The sequence below is a fragment of the Streptomyces sp. NBC_01546 genome (genome assembly GCF_045208355.1).
Taxonomy (GTDB): domain Bacteria; phylum Actinomycetota; class Actinomycetes; order Streptomycetales; family Streptomycetaceae; genus Streptomyces.
This window is the reverse complement of record NZ_CP109379.1, coordinates 875,929-889,165: the sequence shown is the minus strand read 5'-3', so window position 1 is coordinate 889,165 and position 13,237 is coordinate 875,929. Positions and strand designations below refer to the sequence as shown.

Annotated in this window: 9 protein-coding genes; 5 read left to right on the top strand and 4 right to left on the bottom strand. The window is 71.9% G+C overall.

Features of this window, described 5'->3' with window-relative positions; genetic code table 11:
- Positions 1–77 precede the first annotated feature (77 nt).
- The gene (locus OHA89_RS04470; RefSeq protein WP_406365340.1) at positions 78–1,160 is read left to right on the top strand and encodes a dihydrodipicolinate reductase; all 1,083 of its coding nucleotides are present in this window, start codon (positions 78–80) and stop codon (positions 1,158–1,160) included.
- Positions 1,157–1,636, top strand: a complete 480-nt coding sequence (locus tag OHA89_RS04465) for a carboxymuconolactone decarboxylase family protein (RefSeq protein WP_406365339.1) — start codon at positions 1,157–1,159, stop codon at positions 1,634–1,636. The genes OHA89_RS04470 and OHA89_RS04465 overlap by 4 nt, the downstream gene beginning before the upstream one ends.
- A gap of 61 nt (positions 1,637–1,697) precedes the next feature.
- Here OHA89_RS04465 and OHA89_RS04460 read toward each other — a convergent pair whose 3' ends face one another.
- From OHA89_RS04460 to OHA89_RS04450, 3 genes are all read right to left on the bottom strand, one after another.
- Complete coding sequence (locus tag OHA89_RS04460) at positions 1,698–3,344, bottom strand: GMC oxidoreductase (RefSeq protein WP_406365338.1); 1,647 nt, start codon at positions 3,342–3,344, stop codon at positions 1,698–1,700.
- A gap of 104 nt (positions 3,345–3,448) precedes the next feature.
- A complete protein-coding gene (locus OHA89_RS04455; protein WP_266612989.1) occupies positions 3,449–4,555 on the bottom strand; it encodes an agmatine/peptidylarginine deiminase in 1,107 nt (368 codons plus the stop codon).
- A 62-nt stretch (positions 4,556–4,617) separates the two neighbouring features.
- Positions 4,618–6,105 carry an MFS transporter gene (locus tag OHA89_RS04450; protein WP_406365336.1) on the bottom strand — a complete coding sequence of 496 codons (1,488 nt, stop codon included), beginning with the start codon at positions 6,103–6,105 and terminating at the stop codon, positions 4,618–4,620.
- Between the two features lie 201 nt (positions 6,106–6,306).
- On the opposite strand from OHA89_RS04450, the gene OHA89_RS04445 reads away from it, so the two are divergent.
- From OHA89_RS04445 to OHA89_RS04435, 3 genes are all read left to right on the top strand, one after another.
- Positions 6,307–9,867, top strand: coding sequence for a S8 family serine peptidase (locus tag OHA89_RS04445; RefSeq protein ID WP_406365335.1), 3,561 nt, complete (start codon positions 6,307–6,309; stop codon positions 9,865–9,867).
- Positions 9,868–9,993: 126 nt separating this feature from the next.
- Positions 9,994–10,737: a beta-lactamase family protein gene (locus tag OHA89_RS04440; RefSeq protein ID WP_257552878.1), complete on the top strand. Its 744-nt coding sequence runs from the start codon at positions 9,994–9,996 to the stop codon at positions 10,735–10,737.
- Between the two features lie 75 nt (positions 10,738–10,812).
- Positions 10,813–11,805: a hypothetical protein gene (locus OHA89_RS04435; protein WP_266612982.1), complete on the top strand. Its 993-nt coding sequence runs from the start codon at positions 10,813–10,815 to the stop codon at positions 11,803–11,805.
- 20 nt (positions 11,806–11,825) lie between these two features.
- On the opposite strand, the gene OHA89_RS04430 is transcribed toward OHA89_RS04435, so the two are convergent.
- Positions 11,826–13,223, bottom strand: a complete 1,398-nt coding sequence (locus tag OHA89_RS04430) for a gluconate:H+ symporter (protein ID WP_266612981.1) — start codon at positions 13,221–13,223, stop codon at positions 11,826–11,828.
- Between the last annotated feature and the right edge of the window lie 14 nt (positions 13,224–13,237).

Sequence of the window (13,237 nt, the reverse complement as noted above, 5' to 3'; positions counted from 1 at the left end):
GGGCGCGAGGCCCCGGGCCGCAGGACCGCGGCCGCACGACTATGGAAACGTCCAGGTCCTGTGGCTACCCTCCGCGCATGATTTCCACGGTTGTCTGGGGTACCGGCAACGTCGGCCGTTTGGCCATCCGAGCCGTCGATGCCCATCCAGCGCTGAAACTCTCCGCAGTCATCGTCCACAATCCAGCCAAGGTCGGCCGCGACGCGGGTGAACTCGGCGAACTCGACCACCTGTTGGGGGTCGAGGCCACCGACGACGTCGAAGCCGTACTGGCCGCCCGCCCCCAGGCCGTGGTGTACGCCGCGTCCGGGGACGTCCGGCCCGACGACGCACTCGCCGACATCACCCGGGCGATCCGCTCCGGCGCGGTGGTCGTCAGCCCCGCGCTCTACCCGCTCTACGACCACCGCAGCGCACCGCCGGAGTTCCGCGATCCGGTGCTGGCCGCCATAGAGGAGGGCGGCGGCTCGTTCTTCGCCTCCGGCGTCGACCCCGGCTGGGGCAACGACGTCCTGCCTCTCCTGCTCAGCGGACTCGGCACCCGCATCGACGTGATCCGCTGTCAGGAGATCTTCGACTACTCCACCTACGACCAGCCGGACTCCGTCCGCTACCTCGTCGGCATGGGCCAGCCCATGGACTACGAGCCGATGATGCTCATGCCCTCGATCCCGACCATGGTGTGGGGAGGGCAGATACGCATGATGGCCCGGGCCCTCGGGGCGGAACTGGACGAGATCCGCGAGACGGTGGACCGGCGCGCCCTCGACACCACCGTGACCACCAGGACGATGGGCGCGTTCGAGGGCGGCACCCAGGGAGCGATCCGCTTCGAGGTGCAGGGCATCGTCGAGGGGGAACCCCGCATCGTCATCGAGCACGTCACCCGCATCCACGCCTCGTGCGCCCCGGACTGGCCCACCCCGCCCGACGGCGGCGACGGCGCCCACCGGGTCGTCATCGAGGGCCGCCCGCGCATCGAGGTCACCATCGAGGCCACCGACGAGGGCGAGAACCGCTCGGCGGGCGGCAACGCCACCGCCGTCGGGCGCCTGGTGAGCGCCATCGACTGGCTCACCGAGGCGGAACCCGGGCTCTACGACGCCCTCGACGTCCCGCTGCGCCCCGCCATCGGCAAACTCGGAAGGAAACAGTCATGAGGATCGACGTTCCCGAAGGCCAGCACCCGATCGAGTACGTGTGGGGCGACCTGGTCCCCGGCATCGGCATGGCCGCCGCCAACTTCTCCCTGTCCGTGTACGCCCACACCACCCTGGGGCTGCGCGAGTTCGAGGCCGCCCGGCTGCGGGTCGCGCAGATCAACGGCTGCGTCTTCTGCCTGGACTGGCGTACCGAGCGGGAGGGCGAGAAGGTCGAGGAGGAGTTCTCCGACGCCGTCACCGAGTGGCGCACCACGGACCGCTTCGACGAGCGCACCCGGCTGGCGGCGGAGTACGCAGAGCGGTACACCCTCGACCACCACGGACTCGACGACGAGTTCTGGGACCGGATGACCGCGCACTACAGCCAGCTCGAGGTCGTGGAGCTGACGATGAGCATCGGGTCCTGGCTGGCGTTCGGCCGGCTCAACCACGTGCTCGGCCTCGACAGCGTCTGCATGCTGCCGGGTCACTGACATGGGTCCGGGGCCGCTCGGTGCATCCGATCGGCCCCGGCTGTCGTGCGTGCGGACCTGGCTACAGGTCGGTGGCGATGATCTTCTCGATGTTCCGTTCGGCGAGTGCCGTGATGGTGACGAACGGGTTGACGCTGGTGTTGCCGGGGATCAGCGCGCCGTCGATCACGTACAGGCCGGTGTAGCCGTGCAGGCGACCGTAGTTGTCGGTGGCCTTGTTCAGTACCGCGCCGCCGAGCGGGTGGTAGGTGAGGTGGTCGCCCCAGATCTTGTTGGTGCCGAAGAGATCGGTCCGGTAGATCGTCCCCTCCTTCGAGTTGATCTTGTCGAAGATGGTCTTGGCCATGTCGATGGACGGCTGCTTCCAGGCCGTCTGCCAGTTGAGTTCGACCTTGCCCGCAGCCGCGTTCCAGGAGAACTGGGCGCGGTGGGGGTTCTTGGTGATGGAGAGGTAGAAGGACGCGTACGTCTCGATCCCCGTCGGGAGCGGCGCCACCTCGGCGAACGCGCCGCCCGCGTCCCAGTTGTCGATGCCGCCGCAGGGGATGGCGGCCTGCACCTTGCCGGTCGCGTCCCACATGTGGTTGGCGCGGCCGCACATGACGTTGCCGTTGTCGCCCCAGCCCTTGCCGATCTCGTCGTTCAGGGCGGGCAGCGCGCCGGTGGCCTTCAGCTTGACGAGCAGCTTGCTGGTGCCGACGCTGCCGGCGGCGAAGAACACCCGGTCGGAGGTCACGGTCTTGGTGGCCGAGACGGTGCCGTCGGTGGTCAGCTGGTTGATGGTGACGGTGTAGCCGCCGCCCGAGGCCGGGGCGACCGAGGTGACCTGGTGCAGGGGGGAGATGGAGACCTTGCCGGTGGCCTTGGCGGCCGCGATGTAGGTCTGCTGGAGCGACTTCTTGCCGTGGTTGTTGCCGTAGAGGATCTCGCCGTCCACCGCGGACTTGGGGACGGTGCCGGCCGCCTCCTGCTTCATGTAGTCCCAGTCGTATACGTCGGGGACGAAGATGAAGGGGAAACCGGAGCGCTGGGCGTGCTTGCGGCCGACGCGGGCGTACTGGTAGCAGGCGACGGTGTCGAACCAGGCCGGGTCGATGAGGCCCACCCCGAGCCCGGCGTTGGCGCGCGGGTAGTAGGTGTCGTACATCTCGTCGGCGTTCACGGAGGGCAGGACGGCGCTGAAGTTCGCCCGCTTGGGGGTGACGGCCATGCCGCCGTTGACGAGCGAGCCGCCGCCGACTCCGCGGCCCTGGTAGACGATGATGCCGCCCATTTCCTCGGCGTCGAGGATGCCCGTGTACTTGGGCACGGCCTTGTCGATCGGGAATCCGAGGAAGTTGCTGAGCGGCGCCTTGGTCTTGGTGCGCAGCCAGTAGGAACGGTAGTCGGGATTGGTGGTGTGGGCGAAGATCTTGCCGTCGCTGCCGGGGGTGTCCCAGGCCATGCCCATCTCGACCATGTGGACGTCGATGCCGGCCTGGGCCAGGCGCAGGGCGGCGACGGATCCGCCGTATCCGGTACCGATCACCAGGACCGGGACGCGGGCCCCGTCGTCGATGGCGGCGGCGGTGGTGGCGGCCTGCGCCGCATGAGCGGAGGTGACTTGTGCGGAGAGGGCCACGGCCCCCAAAATAGAACCTGTTCTCGCAAGGAATCCGCGACGGGAGAATCCGCTGGAACCGTTTCTGGGCACGCCATTGTCACTCATGTGACGTTCCTCACTCTCGGCTGAATGAGAACGAGTTCTACTGCTACGTGCGTGTGAAGTCACTAGATACCTCGAGGTAACTTCGTAACTTCAAGCCAGTCGTGTCACGGGGCGGCCGGCTGCTGCATGGTCGAGCAGTGGACGCCCCCGCCGCCGGCCATCAGGCGGTCCACGTCGAGCTGGACGACGGTGCGGCCGGGGAAGGCCGCGGCCAGGGCCTGCCGGGCCCCCGCGTCCCTGGCCTCGTCCCCGAACTGGGAGGTGATCACCGCGCCGTTGGCGAGGTGGAAGTTCAGGTACGAGTCCACGAAGTCGGGGTTGTCGGAGCGCAGGATCCGCGGGCCGTCCACCCGGATGACCTGGAGCCGGCGGCCCTTGGCGTCGGTGGCCGCGGAGAGGATCGCGAGTTGTTCGCGGGCGTCCCGCGCCCAGATGTCGGTGCGGTCCGCGGGCGGCACCTGGACCATCACCACGCCGGGACGCACGAACCGGGAGGTGACGTCGATGTGGTCGTCCGTGATGTCCTGCCCCTTGATCCCGGGCGCCCAGATCATCTTGTCCGCGCCGTAGGCGGCGAGCACCTTGGCCTCGACCTGGGCCCGGGTCAGCCCGGGATTGCGGTTCTTGTTGACCAGACTGCTCTCGGTGGCCATCAGCGTCCCGTCGCCGTCGGTCTCCACCGCGCCGCCCTCGCCCACGAATGCGGCGACGGTGAAGGGCAGGGACTCGTGTGCGGCGAGCAGCTGGGCCACCTTTGCGTCCTTGCGGTGGGTCTGCTTGCCGCCCCAGCCGTTGAAGTTCAGGCCGATGGCGTCCACCGCCCCGGCGCCGTCGCGACGGAAGACGGCGCCGGTGTCCCGCATCCAGAGGTCGTCGACCGGGATCGAGGAGATGACGGTGACGGTGGAGCCGCAGCGGGCCCGGGCGGTGGCCGCCGAGCTCTCGTCGGCCGCGCACATCAGCACCGGCTCGTAGCGGGCGACGGTGCGCGCGATCAGGGCGATGTCCTGCTGCACGCCGGCGAGGTCGCGGCCCCAGATCGCGCGGCTGGAGGGCCAGGCCATCCAGGTGCGTACGTGCCGCACGTCGTCGAGCGGCACGGTCATCCGGCCGGTGGCGGCCTGCGCGGGTGGTGGTGCGAGGGTCCCGAGGGCCAGTCCGGCGGCGCCGGCGCCCGCCGATCGCAGCACGGTTCTACGGCTTGGGTTCATACGAACCTCCGAAGGGGCGTGGATGAGAGGTGACGGCACTGTGGCATTGACTGAATTTTCAGTCAAGACGCGCTGTCCTCTCGCGGAGGTTCCGGCAGCGGGGCGCTCATCGCGCACTGGGTCCGGCACTGCGGGTGCGGCGCGCCCGGAGCGGGGGTCCGTACGGTCATCCAGGCCACCGCCGCCCCGAGCACCAGCGCCCCCGCGCACCAGGGCATGGCCCGCCCGAAGGCCGCGTCGAACTGCTCCGCCGAGCGGTACGCCTCCGGTCCCATCCCGGCCAGCAGCGGCAGCGCCGCCACCGCGAGCAGCCCGGCCACCCGGGCCGCGGCGTTGTTGATGCCGCTCGCCAGCCCCGCCCGGCCCGGGTCCACGGAGGCCAGCACGGTCGCCGTCAGCGGGGCCACCAGGGTCACCATCCCCATGCCCATCACCACCATCGCGGGCAGCACGTCCGCCGGGTACGAGGCGTCCGGCCCCACCCGCAGCATCAGCAGCGTCCCGGCCGCGCACAGCAGCGGCCCCACGGTGAGCGGGATGCGCGGCCCGATCCGTTCCGCGAACTCCCCGGAGCGGGCCGACAGCAGCAGCATCAGCAGGGTCGTGGGCAGCAACGCGGCCCCGGCGGCCAGTGCGGAGTACCCGGACACCACCTGGAGCTGGAGCACGACGAGGAAGAAGAACCCGCTGAAGGCCGCGTACACGCACAGGGTGACCAGATTGACGGCGGTGAACTGCCGCGAGGCGAAGATCTCCGGCGGCACCATCGGGTCGGCGCGCCGGTGCTCCACCCACACGAACACGGCGGCCAGCACGACGCCGCCCACCGCCGCGGCGATGACCAGCGGAGATCCGGAACGCGCTTCGATCAGCGCGTAGGTGATCAGCGCGAGGGCCGCCGCGCCCAGCACCGCACCGGCCACGTCGAACCGCCCGTGCGCCTGCGGATCGCGCGATTCCGGTACGTGCCGCAGCGCCACCGGGACGCACAGCGCGGCCAGCGGCACGTTCAGCAGGAACACCCAGCGCCAGCCGGGCCCGTCCACCAGCCAGCCGCCGAGGAACGGCCCCACGGCCGCCCCCACTCCGCCCAGCCCCGACCACAGGCCCACCGCCCGGCCCCGGTCCTCCGACCGGATCGAGCCCTGGATCAGGGCGAGCGAACCGGGTGTGAGCAGCGCCCCGCCGATGCCCTGGAGGGCCCGGGCGGCCACCAGTACCCCGGCGTTCGGCGCGAGGCCGCACAGCAGCGAGCCCAGCGCGAACCACACCACGCCGAGTACGAAGACCCGCCGGCGCCCGAAGCGGTCGCCGAGCGCCCCGCCGACCAGGATCAGCCCGGCCAGGGTCAGCAGATAGGAGTTGACCGTCCACTGCAGGACGGCGAGATCGGCGTCGAGATCCTCTCCGATGCGCGGGAGGGCGACATTGACCACCGTCGAGTCCAGCAGGGCCATGCTCGACCCGAGCACGGTGGTGAGCAGGATCCAGCGACCCCGTGCGGACGCGATCGGGACAGCGGGCCGGGCCGGCCGGTCGGGAGCGGTCATGACTCAAGGCTGGCCCGCTCGCTCGCCGGGGGCCACCGGGCGGGCGTCGGGCGGGCGTCGGGCGGGCGCCGGGTGCGGAGCCCGGCTCAATAGGCCCTCTTGTAATGGACATGTCGTTCAATCACCATGACCCGCGCACATCACGCACATCACGCACCCTCTTCCAGCACAACCTGCACACGGCGTACGAGGAGACAACACGTGGTCCAACGCAACAGGCGATCCTTACGCGCGGCGCTCGCCGCTCTCACCTCGGTCCTGCTCCTACCCCTCGGCGCGGGCGTCGCCGCGGCCGCCCCGGACCCGGGCCCCGCGCCCGGCGCGGCCGAACGCAAGATCGAGCCCAAGCTCCGCGCCCAGCTCGACGGCTCCGACAAGGCCGTCTTCTGGGTCTACCTCGACAGCGCCGCCGACCTCGGCGCCGCGGCGAAGCAGCAGACCCGCGCCGCCAAGGCCGAGACCGTGCTCCGTACCAAGAAGGAGCACGCCGCGCGCAGCCAGGCCGAGGTAATCAAGGCCCTCGAGGGCGCCAAGGCCGAGTACACCTCGTACTGGATCGTGAATGCCGTCCGCGTCGTCGGCAGCGAGAAGCTCGCCGGCACCCTCGCGCAGCGCCCCGAGGTGTCCCGGATCGACGCCGACGACAAGGTCGACCTGCCCAAACCCGCCGAGGGCAAGCGGGAGCAGGCCGCGGCCGACGCCGTCGAGTGGAACATCGACCGCATCAAGGCCCCCCAGGTCTGGGAACAGGCCGGAGTGCGCGGCGAGGGCATCGTCGTCGCCAACATAGACAGCGGGGTGGACTACACCCACCCGGCCGTCAACAACCAGTACCGCGGCAAGAACGCGGACGGCACCTACACCCACGCCTACAACTGGTTCGACCCGGCGGGGGTCTGCGCCGCCGCGGCGCCCTGCGACAACAACGACCACGGCACCCACACGATGGGCACGATGGTCGGCGACGACGGCGGCGCCAACAAGATCGGTGTCGCGCCGGGCGCCAAGTGGATCGCCGCCAAGGGCTGCGAGACGAACTCCTGCTCCGAGGCCTCCCTGCTCGCCTCCGGCCAGTGGATCGTCGCCCCGACCGACCCGAGCGGCCAGAACCCCCGCCCGGACCTCGCCCCGCACATCGTGAACAACTCCTGGGGCAGCGCCGCGCACGACGACTGGTACCAGCAGATCGTCGACACCTGGCGCGCCGCGGGCATCTTCCCGGCCTTCTCCAACGGCAACTCCGGGCCCAGCTGCGCCACCAGCGGATCGCCCGGCGACTACGCGAGCTCCTACAGCTCCGGGGCCTTCGACATCAACAACGCGATCGCCTCGTTCTCCTCGCGCGGCGCGGGCCCCGGCGGCGTCATCAAGCCGAACATCGCTGCCCCGGGCGTGAACGTGCGCTCCTCCGTCCCCGGCGGCGGGTACGAGGCCTTCTCCGGTACCTCCATGGCCTCGCCGCACACCGCGGCCACCGTGGCACTGCTCTGGTCCGCCGCGCCCGCCCTCGAAGGCGACATCGCGCAGACCGAAGCGCTGCTCGACGGCACCGCCCAGGACACCGACAGCGCCCAGTGCGGCGGCAACGCCGCCGACAACAACGTCTTCGGCGAGGGCAGGCTCGACGCCCTCGCCGCCGTGAACGGCGCCCCGCGCGGCGCGATCGGCGCGCTCGCCGGCACCGTCCGCTCCGACGGCGCGCCGGTCGCGGGCGTCAAGGTCACCGCCGACGGCCCGATCGACCGTACGACGACCACCGCGGCCGACGGCACGTACAGGTTCGCCGCGCTGTCGGTGGGCGACTACGGCCTGACCGCCGCCAAGTTCGGCTACGGACCGCAGTCGGCGACGGCCGCGGTCACCGAGAACGCCACGGCCACCGGCGACTTCACCCTCGTCCAGGCCGCCTCCGGCAAGCTCAGCGGCACGGTCACCGCCGCCTCCGGACCCGCGGCGGGCGCCTCCGTCACCATCGCGGACACCCCGGTGACCGCGACCACCGACGCGCAGGGCCGCTTCGAGGTCACCCTGCCGCACGGCACCTACGACGTGCAGGCCACCCACCCCTCCCGCTGCGTCACCGGCGGCACCGCCAAGGCCACCGTCGCGGGCGACGCCACCGTCACGGTGAACCTGCCCGAGCGCACCGACGGCTACGGCCACGCCTGCGCCACCGCGAACGACCGCCCGTACGCCGCGGGCAGCCGGCAGCTCGCGCTGACCGGCGACAACACCACCGAGCGCGTCGACCTCCCCTTCCCGCTGCCGCTGTACGGCAAGACGTACGGCCAGGCCTGGATCGGGACCAACGGCACCGTCAGCTTCGGCGGCAACAACACCGGCGACATCAACGGCGACCTGCCGAGCACGGCCACCCCGAACGCCGCCCTCTACCCGTTCTGGGACGACCTGGTCGTCGGCGCGGCGGGCACCGGATCCGGCGTCTTCACCGCCGTCACAGGCACCGCCCCGCACCGCAGCTACGTGATCGAGTGGCGCGAGGTGTCCCACTGGTCGGCGCAGGCCGACAAGTTCTCCTTCTCGGCGTCCATCGGCGAGGACGGCAGCGTCTCCTACGCCTACAAGGGGACCGGCGGCACCGGCATCAAGGGCGGCTCCACGGCCACGGTGGGCGTGGAGAACGCCACCGGCACCGATGCCTTCAAGTACTCCTTCAACACGCCGGTCATCACGGACGGCCTGTCCATCGCCTTCCGCACCACCAAGAGCGGTGTGGTGGCGGGCCGGGTGCTCGACGCCAACGACGGCAACGGCGTCGCGGGCGCAACGGTGACCGTCGGCACGGGCGACTCGGCGGTGTCGGCCACCACGGCGGCGGACGGCGGCTACGTGGTCCAGAGCCCGTCCGGCTCGCGGGCCGTCTCCCTCTCCGCGCCCCAGTACGAGTCCGGGCAGGCGACCGTCGACGTCAAGGCGGCCGACGTCACGACGGTGACGCAGTCCCTGCGCACCGGCCGGGTGACGGCGTCCAAGCCCGCGGTGGAGGTGGTCCTCCCGGCGAACCAGCAGCGGACCCGGACCCTGGACCTGACCAACCCGGGCCTCGGTACGGCCTTCACGGTGACCGAGGACGCGGCCTGGCTGACGGCCACCCCGGGGACCGGGAACCTTCCCACGGGGGCCAAGACCCCGCTCACCCTCGCGGTGGACACGACGGGACTGACCCCGGGGTCAGTCCTGACCGCGGACCTGAAGATCACGTCAGCCAGCGGCCGGACCCCGGTCCTGACCGTCCCGGTCAAGGTCGTCGTCCCGCGCTACCAGGTCGCCCTGGACGCGGGCTCCGACCAGGCCGGCAAGGACGCCCTCGGGGACGGCTGGTCCCCGGACCGCAAGTACACGGCGGGCTCCTACGGCTACCAGGGCAGCAGCTCGGTCCAGTCCACCAGCCGCACGATCGCCGGCACGGACGACCAGCGGCTGTTCCGCAACGCCCGTGAGGGCATGTACGAGTACCGCTTCGACAACGTGCCGAACGGGACCTACACCGTGGAGCTGGGCTTCGCCGAGCTCTCCTCCACCCGGCCGAACAAGCGCGTCTTCGACGTCCTGGCCGAGGGCCAGCAGGTCCTGCCCTCCCTGGACATCTCCCTGGAGGCGGGTACGTACAAGGCCCTGACCCGTACGTACACGGTCAAGGTGACGGACGGGGTGCTCAACGTCCGCTTCGTCACGCACACCGGATTCGGCAAGCCCCTGCTCAACAGCCTTCGGGTGACGGACCGTCCCGACCAGAGCTGACCGCACGACCGGCGGGGGCGGGGCGCTCCAGGGCGCCCCGCCCTCCGCGGCGCATTCGGGTGGGGAGTCCCGACTCCGCGCCGACGCGCCGGGGGAGCCGCGCCGGGCTCGTTAGCCTGATCGACCATGACGCTCCTGAGCGACCAGGCCGACGACATCCGGGCCCTCGTGGGCTCCGCCGACCCCGGGGCGGTCTGGGCCGTCGGCGGCCCCGACGGCGTCCACGCCGCCTCGCACGCCACCGATGACGCGGTCTTCGACGTCGGCGGGCTCACCGCCGTCCTCGCCCTCTGGCCCGCCCTCGGCAGCCTCGTCGAGGAGGGCGCGCTCCGGCTGCACACGCCGCTCGCCGCCTACGGGGAGGAAGCTGCCGCCGGAACCCCCGTCGGCACCACCGCCCACCACTTGCTCACCCACGCCGACGGGACCGCGGCCCTCACCCGTCTCGCCGAGCACCTCTCGGACAGCTCCCTCGCCGAACTCGCCGCGACCCGTGTCTGGCACCCCCTGGGCATGACCCGCACCCGGTACGCCGACGGCGTCCTCCACGCGCCCCTCGCCGACCTCGTCCGCTTCCTGAGCCACCTGCTCGCCCCGGCGGACACGGACGGCCCGACGGGCATCACCCCCGCCTGGACGGCCGAGTCCCTGCGCATCCGCACCGGTGAACTGACCCCCGCCCGCGGCCTGCTCTGGCACCCGGCCCCGCACGGCGTCTGGGCCTGCCCCGCCCCGGCGGCAGCCACCGGACCGGCCCTGTGGGTCTCGCCGGGCCGCCGCCGCTGGGCGGTGCTCCTCCCGACCCTCCCGCCCGGCCGCCACACCACCCTCCGTACGGCTTTCCGGGACGCCGCCTTCGCCCTGCCGTAGCGCTCGGAGCGCGGGGTCCGCGGGAGCGACGTACGGTGAAGCCGATGTCACCGCCGCTGACCACGCGAGGACCCCATGCCCGACGCCGTGACCTCCGCGCTCGACGCCACGGACGTCGACCTGCTCGACGACCTGTGCCGCGAACTCGCCGAGGCCGCCGACGCGGTCGGTGAGGCCGCCGGCTACGCCTCCCGGCTTGCCCTCGGCGCCCGCCTCCCCGCCACCGCTCTCACCCGGGGAGGGCTGCGCCGGCACGGCTGGCGCACCCTGCTGCGGACCCTCACCGACCCGGCGGGCCTCGGCTGGGCGCCGCGCGGCCGGGGCATCGCGCGGGCCGGGCGGCTGGCGGGGACGCTGACGGGCCGCGAGAGCCTGGCGATCAGTGTCGCCGTCTGCGGGCTCAGAGCCCGGATCAGGGTCGCGAACGCCCGTCGCCCCGAGCTCCTGAGGGATCCCGGCGCGGCGGCGGTCCTCGGAGCCGTCGCGGAAGGCCGACAGGCCGAGGCCGTCCGCCTGTTCCGGCGCATCATGCGCGAACGGGGCGCCGAGCACGCCTTCTCGCTGCTGACCCCGGCCTTCGCCGACATCCTGGCCTGGCACGCGCTGACCGACGCCAACCCGTTCAACGACCACGCGGGCTGGCAGGTGGCCACCGGCAGGGCCGTGCCCGCCGCGCCGCTCCTCGGACTGGGCGCCGCCTTCCGGGCGTTCTGCGACCGCGGCCCCGGTCTGCCCGCCGGCAAGGCCGGCAAGGCCGGCAACACAGAGGACGCCGGGAACGTGACGGAGCCGTCGCGCCCCGCGCCCCGACGGCTGCGGGCGGTCCCGCCGATGGGACCGGACCCGTACCGGCACCCGCACCGGCCCGGCAGTCTGCGCGGCCACGCCGCCGCACTCCGCTCCCACACGGTGCGGCTGCGTGCGACGTTGGCCGCACCCGCCTGGCGGGTCCCGCAGGACGACGCCCTGCGCGCCGAGGTCGCGACCCTCGCCGGCCGCTGCGCCACCGCGGCGAACGGCTTCACCATGGCGGCGGCCCAGCTCGGCGAGGAGCGCCTGCCGGGCTGAGCCGCCGGGGCCGTCGGGCGCTACAGGACCAGCGAGAGCAGCAGGATGAAGCCCAGGCCGACCACCGAGATGACGGTCTCCATCACCGACCAGGTCTTCAGGGTCTGGCCGACGGTCATCCCGAAGTACTCCTTGACCAGCCAGAATCCGGCGTCGTTGACGTGGCTGAAGAACAGCGAGCCCGCCCCGATGGCCAGGACCAGCAGTGCGGTCTCGGTGGTGGACATGCCTGCGGCGAGCGGGGCCACCAGGCCGGCCGCGGAGATCGTCGCCACCGTCGCGGAACCCGTGGCGAGGCGGATGGCCACGGCGATCAGCCAGGCCAGCAGGAGGGTGGGGATGGCCCAGTTCTCCGACAGGTCCAGGATCATCTGGCCGACGCCCACGTCGATCAGCGTCTGCTTGAAGCCGCCGCCCGCTCCGACGATCAGCAGGATGCCGGCGATCGGAGCCAGCGACTTCTCGACCGTCGTGGACAGCCGCGCCTTGGTGAAGCCGGCTGCCCGGCCGAGGGTGAACATGCCCACCAGCACCGCCGCGAGCAGGGCGATCAGCGGGGAGCCCGCGACGTCCGTGACGCGCTGCACCGGGTTGGCCGGGTCGTTGACCACGATGTCGACCAGGGCCTTGACCAGCATCAGCGCCACCGGCAGCAGCACGGTGAAGACGGTCGCCCCGAACCGGGGGCGGTGCTCCACATCGGCCGAGGGGCGCTGCGGAATCATGTGCTCCGGCGCCGGGATGTCCACCCACCGCGCCGCGTACCGGGCGAACAGCGGCCCGGAGATGATCACGGTCGGGATCGCCACGAGCACACCGAGGGCGAGGGTGACGCCCAGGTTCGCGTGGAGCGCGTCGATGGCGACGAGGGGCCCGGGGTGCGGGGGTATGAGCCCGTGCATCACGGACAGACCGGCCAGCGCCGGTATGCCGATCCGCATGAGCGAGTAGTTGCCCCGCTTGGCCACCAGCAGCACCACCGGGATCAGCAGCACGATGCCGACCTCGAAGAAGAGCGGCAGCCCGATCACCGAGGCGATCAGCACCATGGCCCACGGCATGGCCCGGCCCTTGGCCCTGGCCAGGATCGTGTCGACGATCTCGTCGGCGCCGCCCGAGTCGGCGAGCAGTTTGCCGAGGATCGCACCGAGGGCGATGAGCACGCCCACGCCCGCGACCGTCGCGCCGAGTCCGGCGGTGAAGCTGGTGATCGTCTTGGCCATCGGCGCGCCCGCGAACACCCCGAGGGCGAGCGAACCGACCGTCAGCGCCAGGAAGGCGTGCAGCTTGAGGCGGGTGATGAGCAGGACGATGACGGCGATGCCCGCGAGCACGGCGATGCCCAGCTGGGTGTTCCCGGCCGAGGTGATCGGTCCGGTGCCTGCCGCTGCCAGTGTCTCGACACTGAGACCGGTCACGGTGACGTTCCTTC

Excerpts from the sequence above, each read along its gene's own strand:
- OHA89_RS04470 (WP_406365340.1), top strand. The coding sequence starts at position 78 with ATGATTTCCACGGTTGTCTGGGGTACCGGCAACGTCGGCCGTTTGGCC.
- OHA89_RS04465 (WP_406365339.1), top strand. The coding sequence starts at position 1,157 with ATGAGGATCGACGTTCCCGAAGGCCAGCACCCGATCGAGTACGTGTGG.
- OHA89_RS04460 (WP_406365338.1), bottom strand. The coding sequence starts at position 3,344 with ATGAGTGACAATGGCGTGCCCAGAAACGGTTCCAGCGGATTCTCCCGT.
- OHA89_RS04455 (WP_266612989.1), bottom strand. The coding sequence starts at position 4,555 with ATGAACCCAAGCCGTAGAACCGTGCTGCGATCGGCGGGCGCCGGCGCC.
- OHA89_RS04450 (WP_406365336.1), bottom strand. The coding sequence starts at position 6,105 with ATGACCGCTCCCGACCGGCCGGCCCGGCCCGCTGTCCCGATCGCGTCC.
- OHA89_RS04440 (WP_257552878.1), top strand. The coding sequence starts at position 9,994 with ATGACGCTCCTGAGCGACCAGGCCGACGACATCCGGGCCCTCGTGGGC.
- OHA89_RS04435 (WP_266612982.1), top strand. The coding sequence starts at position 10,813 with ATGCCCGACGCCGTGACCTCCGCGCTCGACGCCACGGACGTCGACCTG.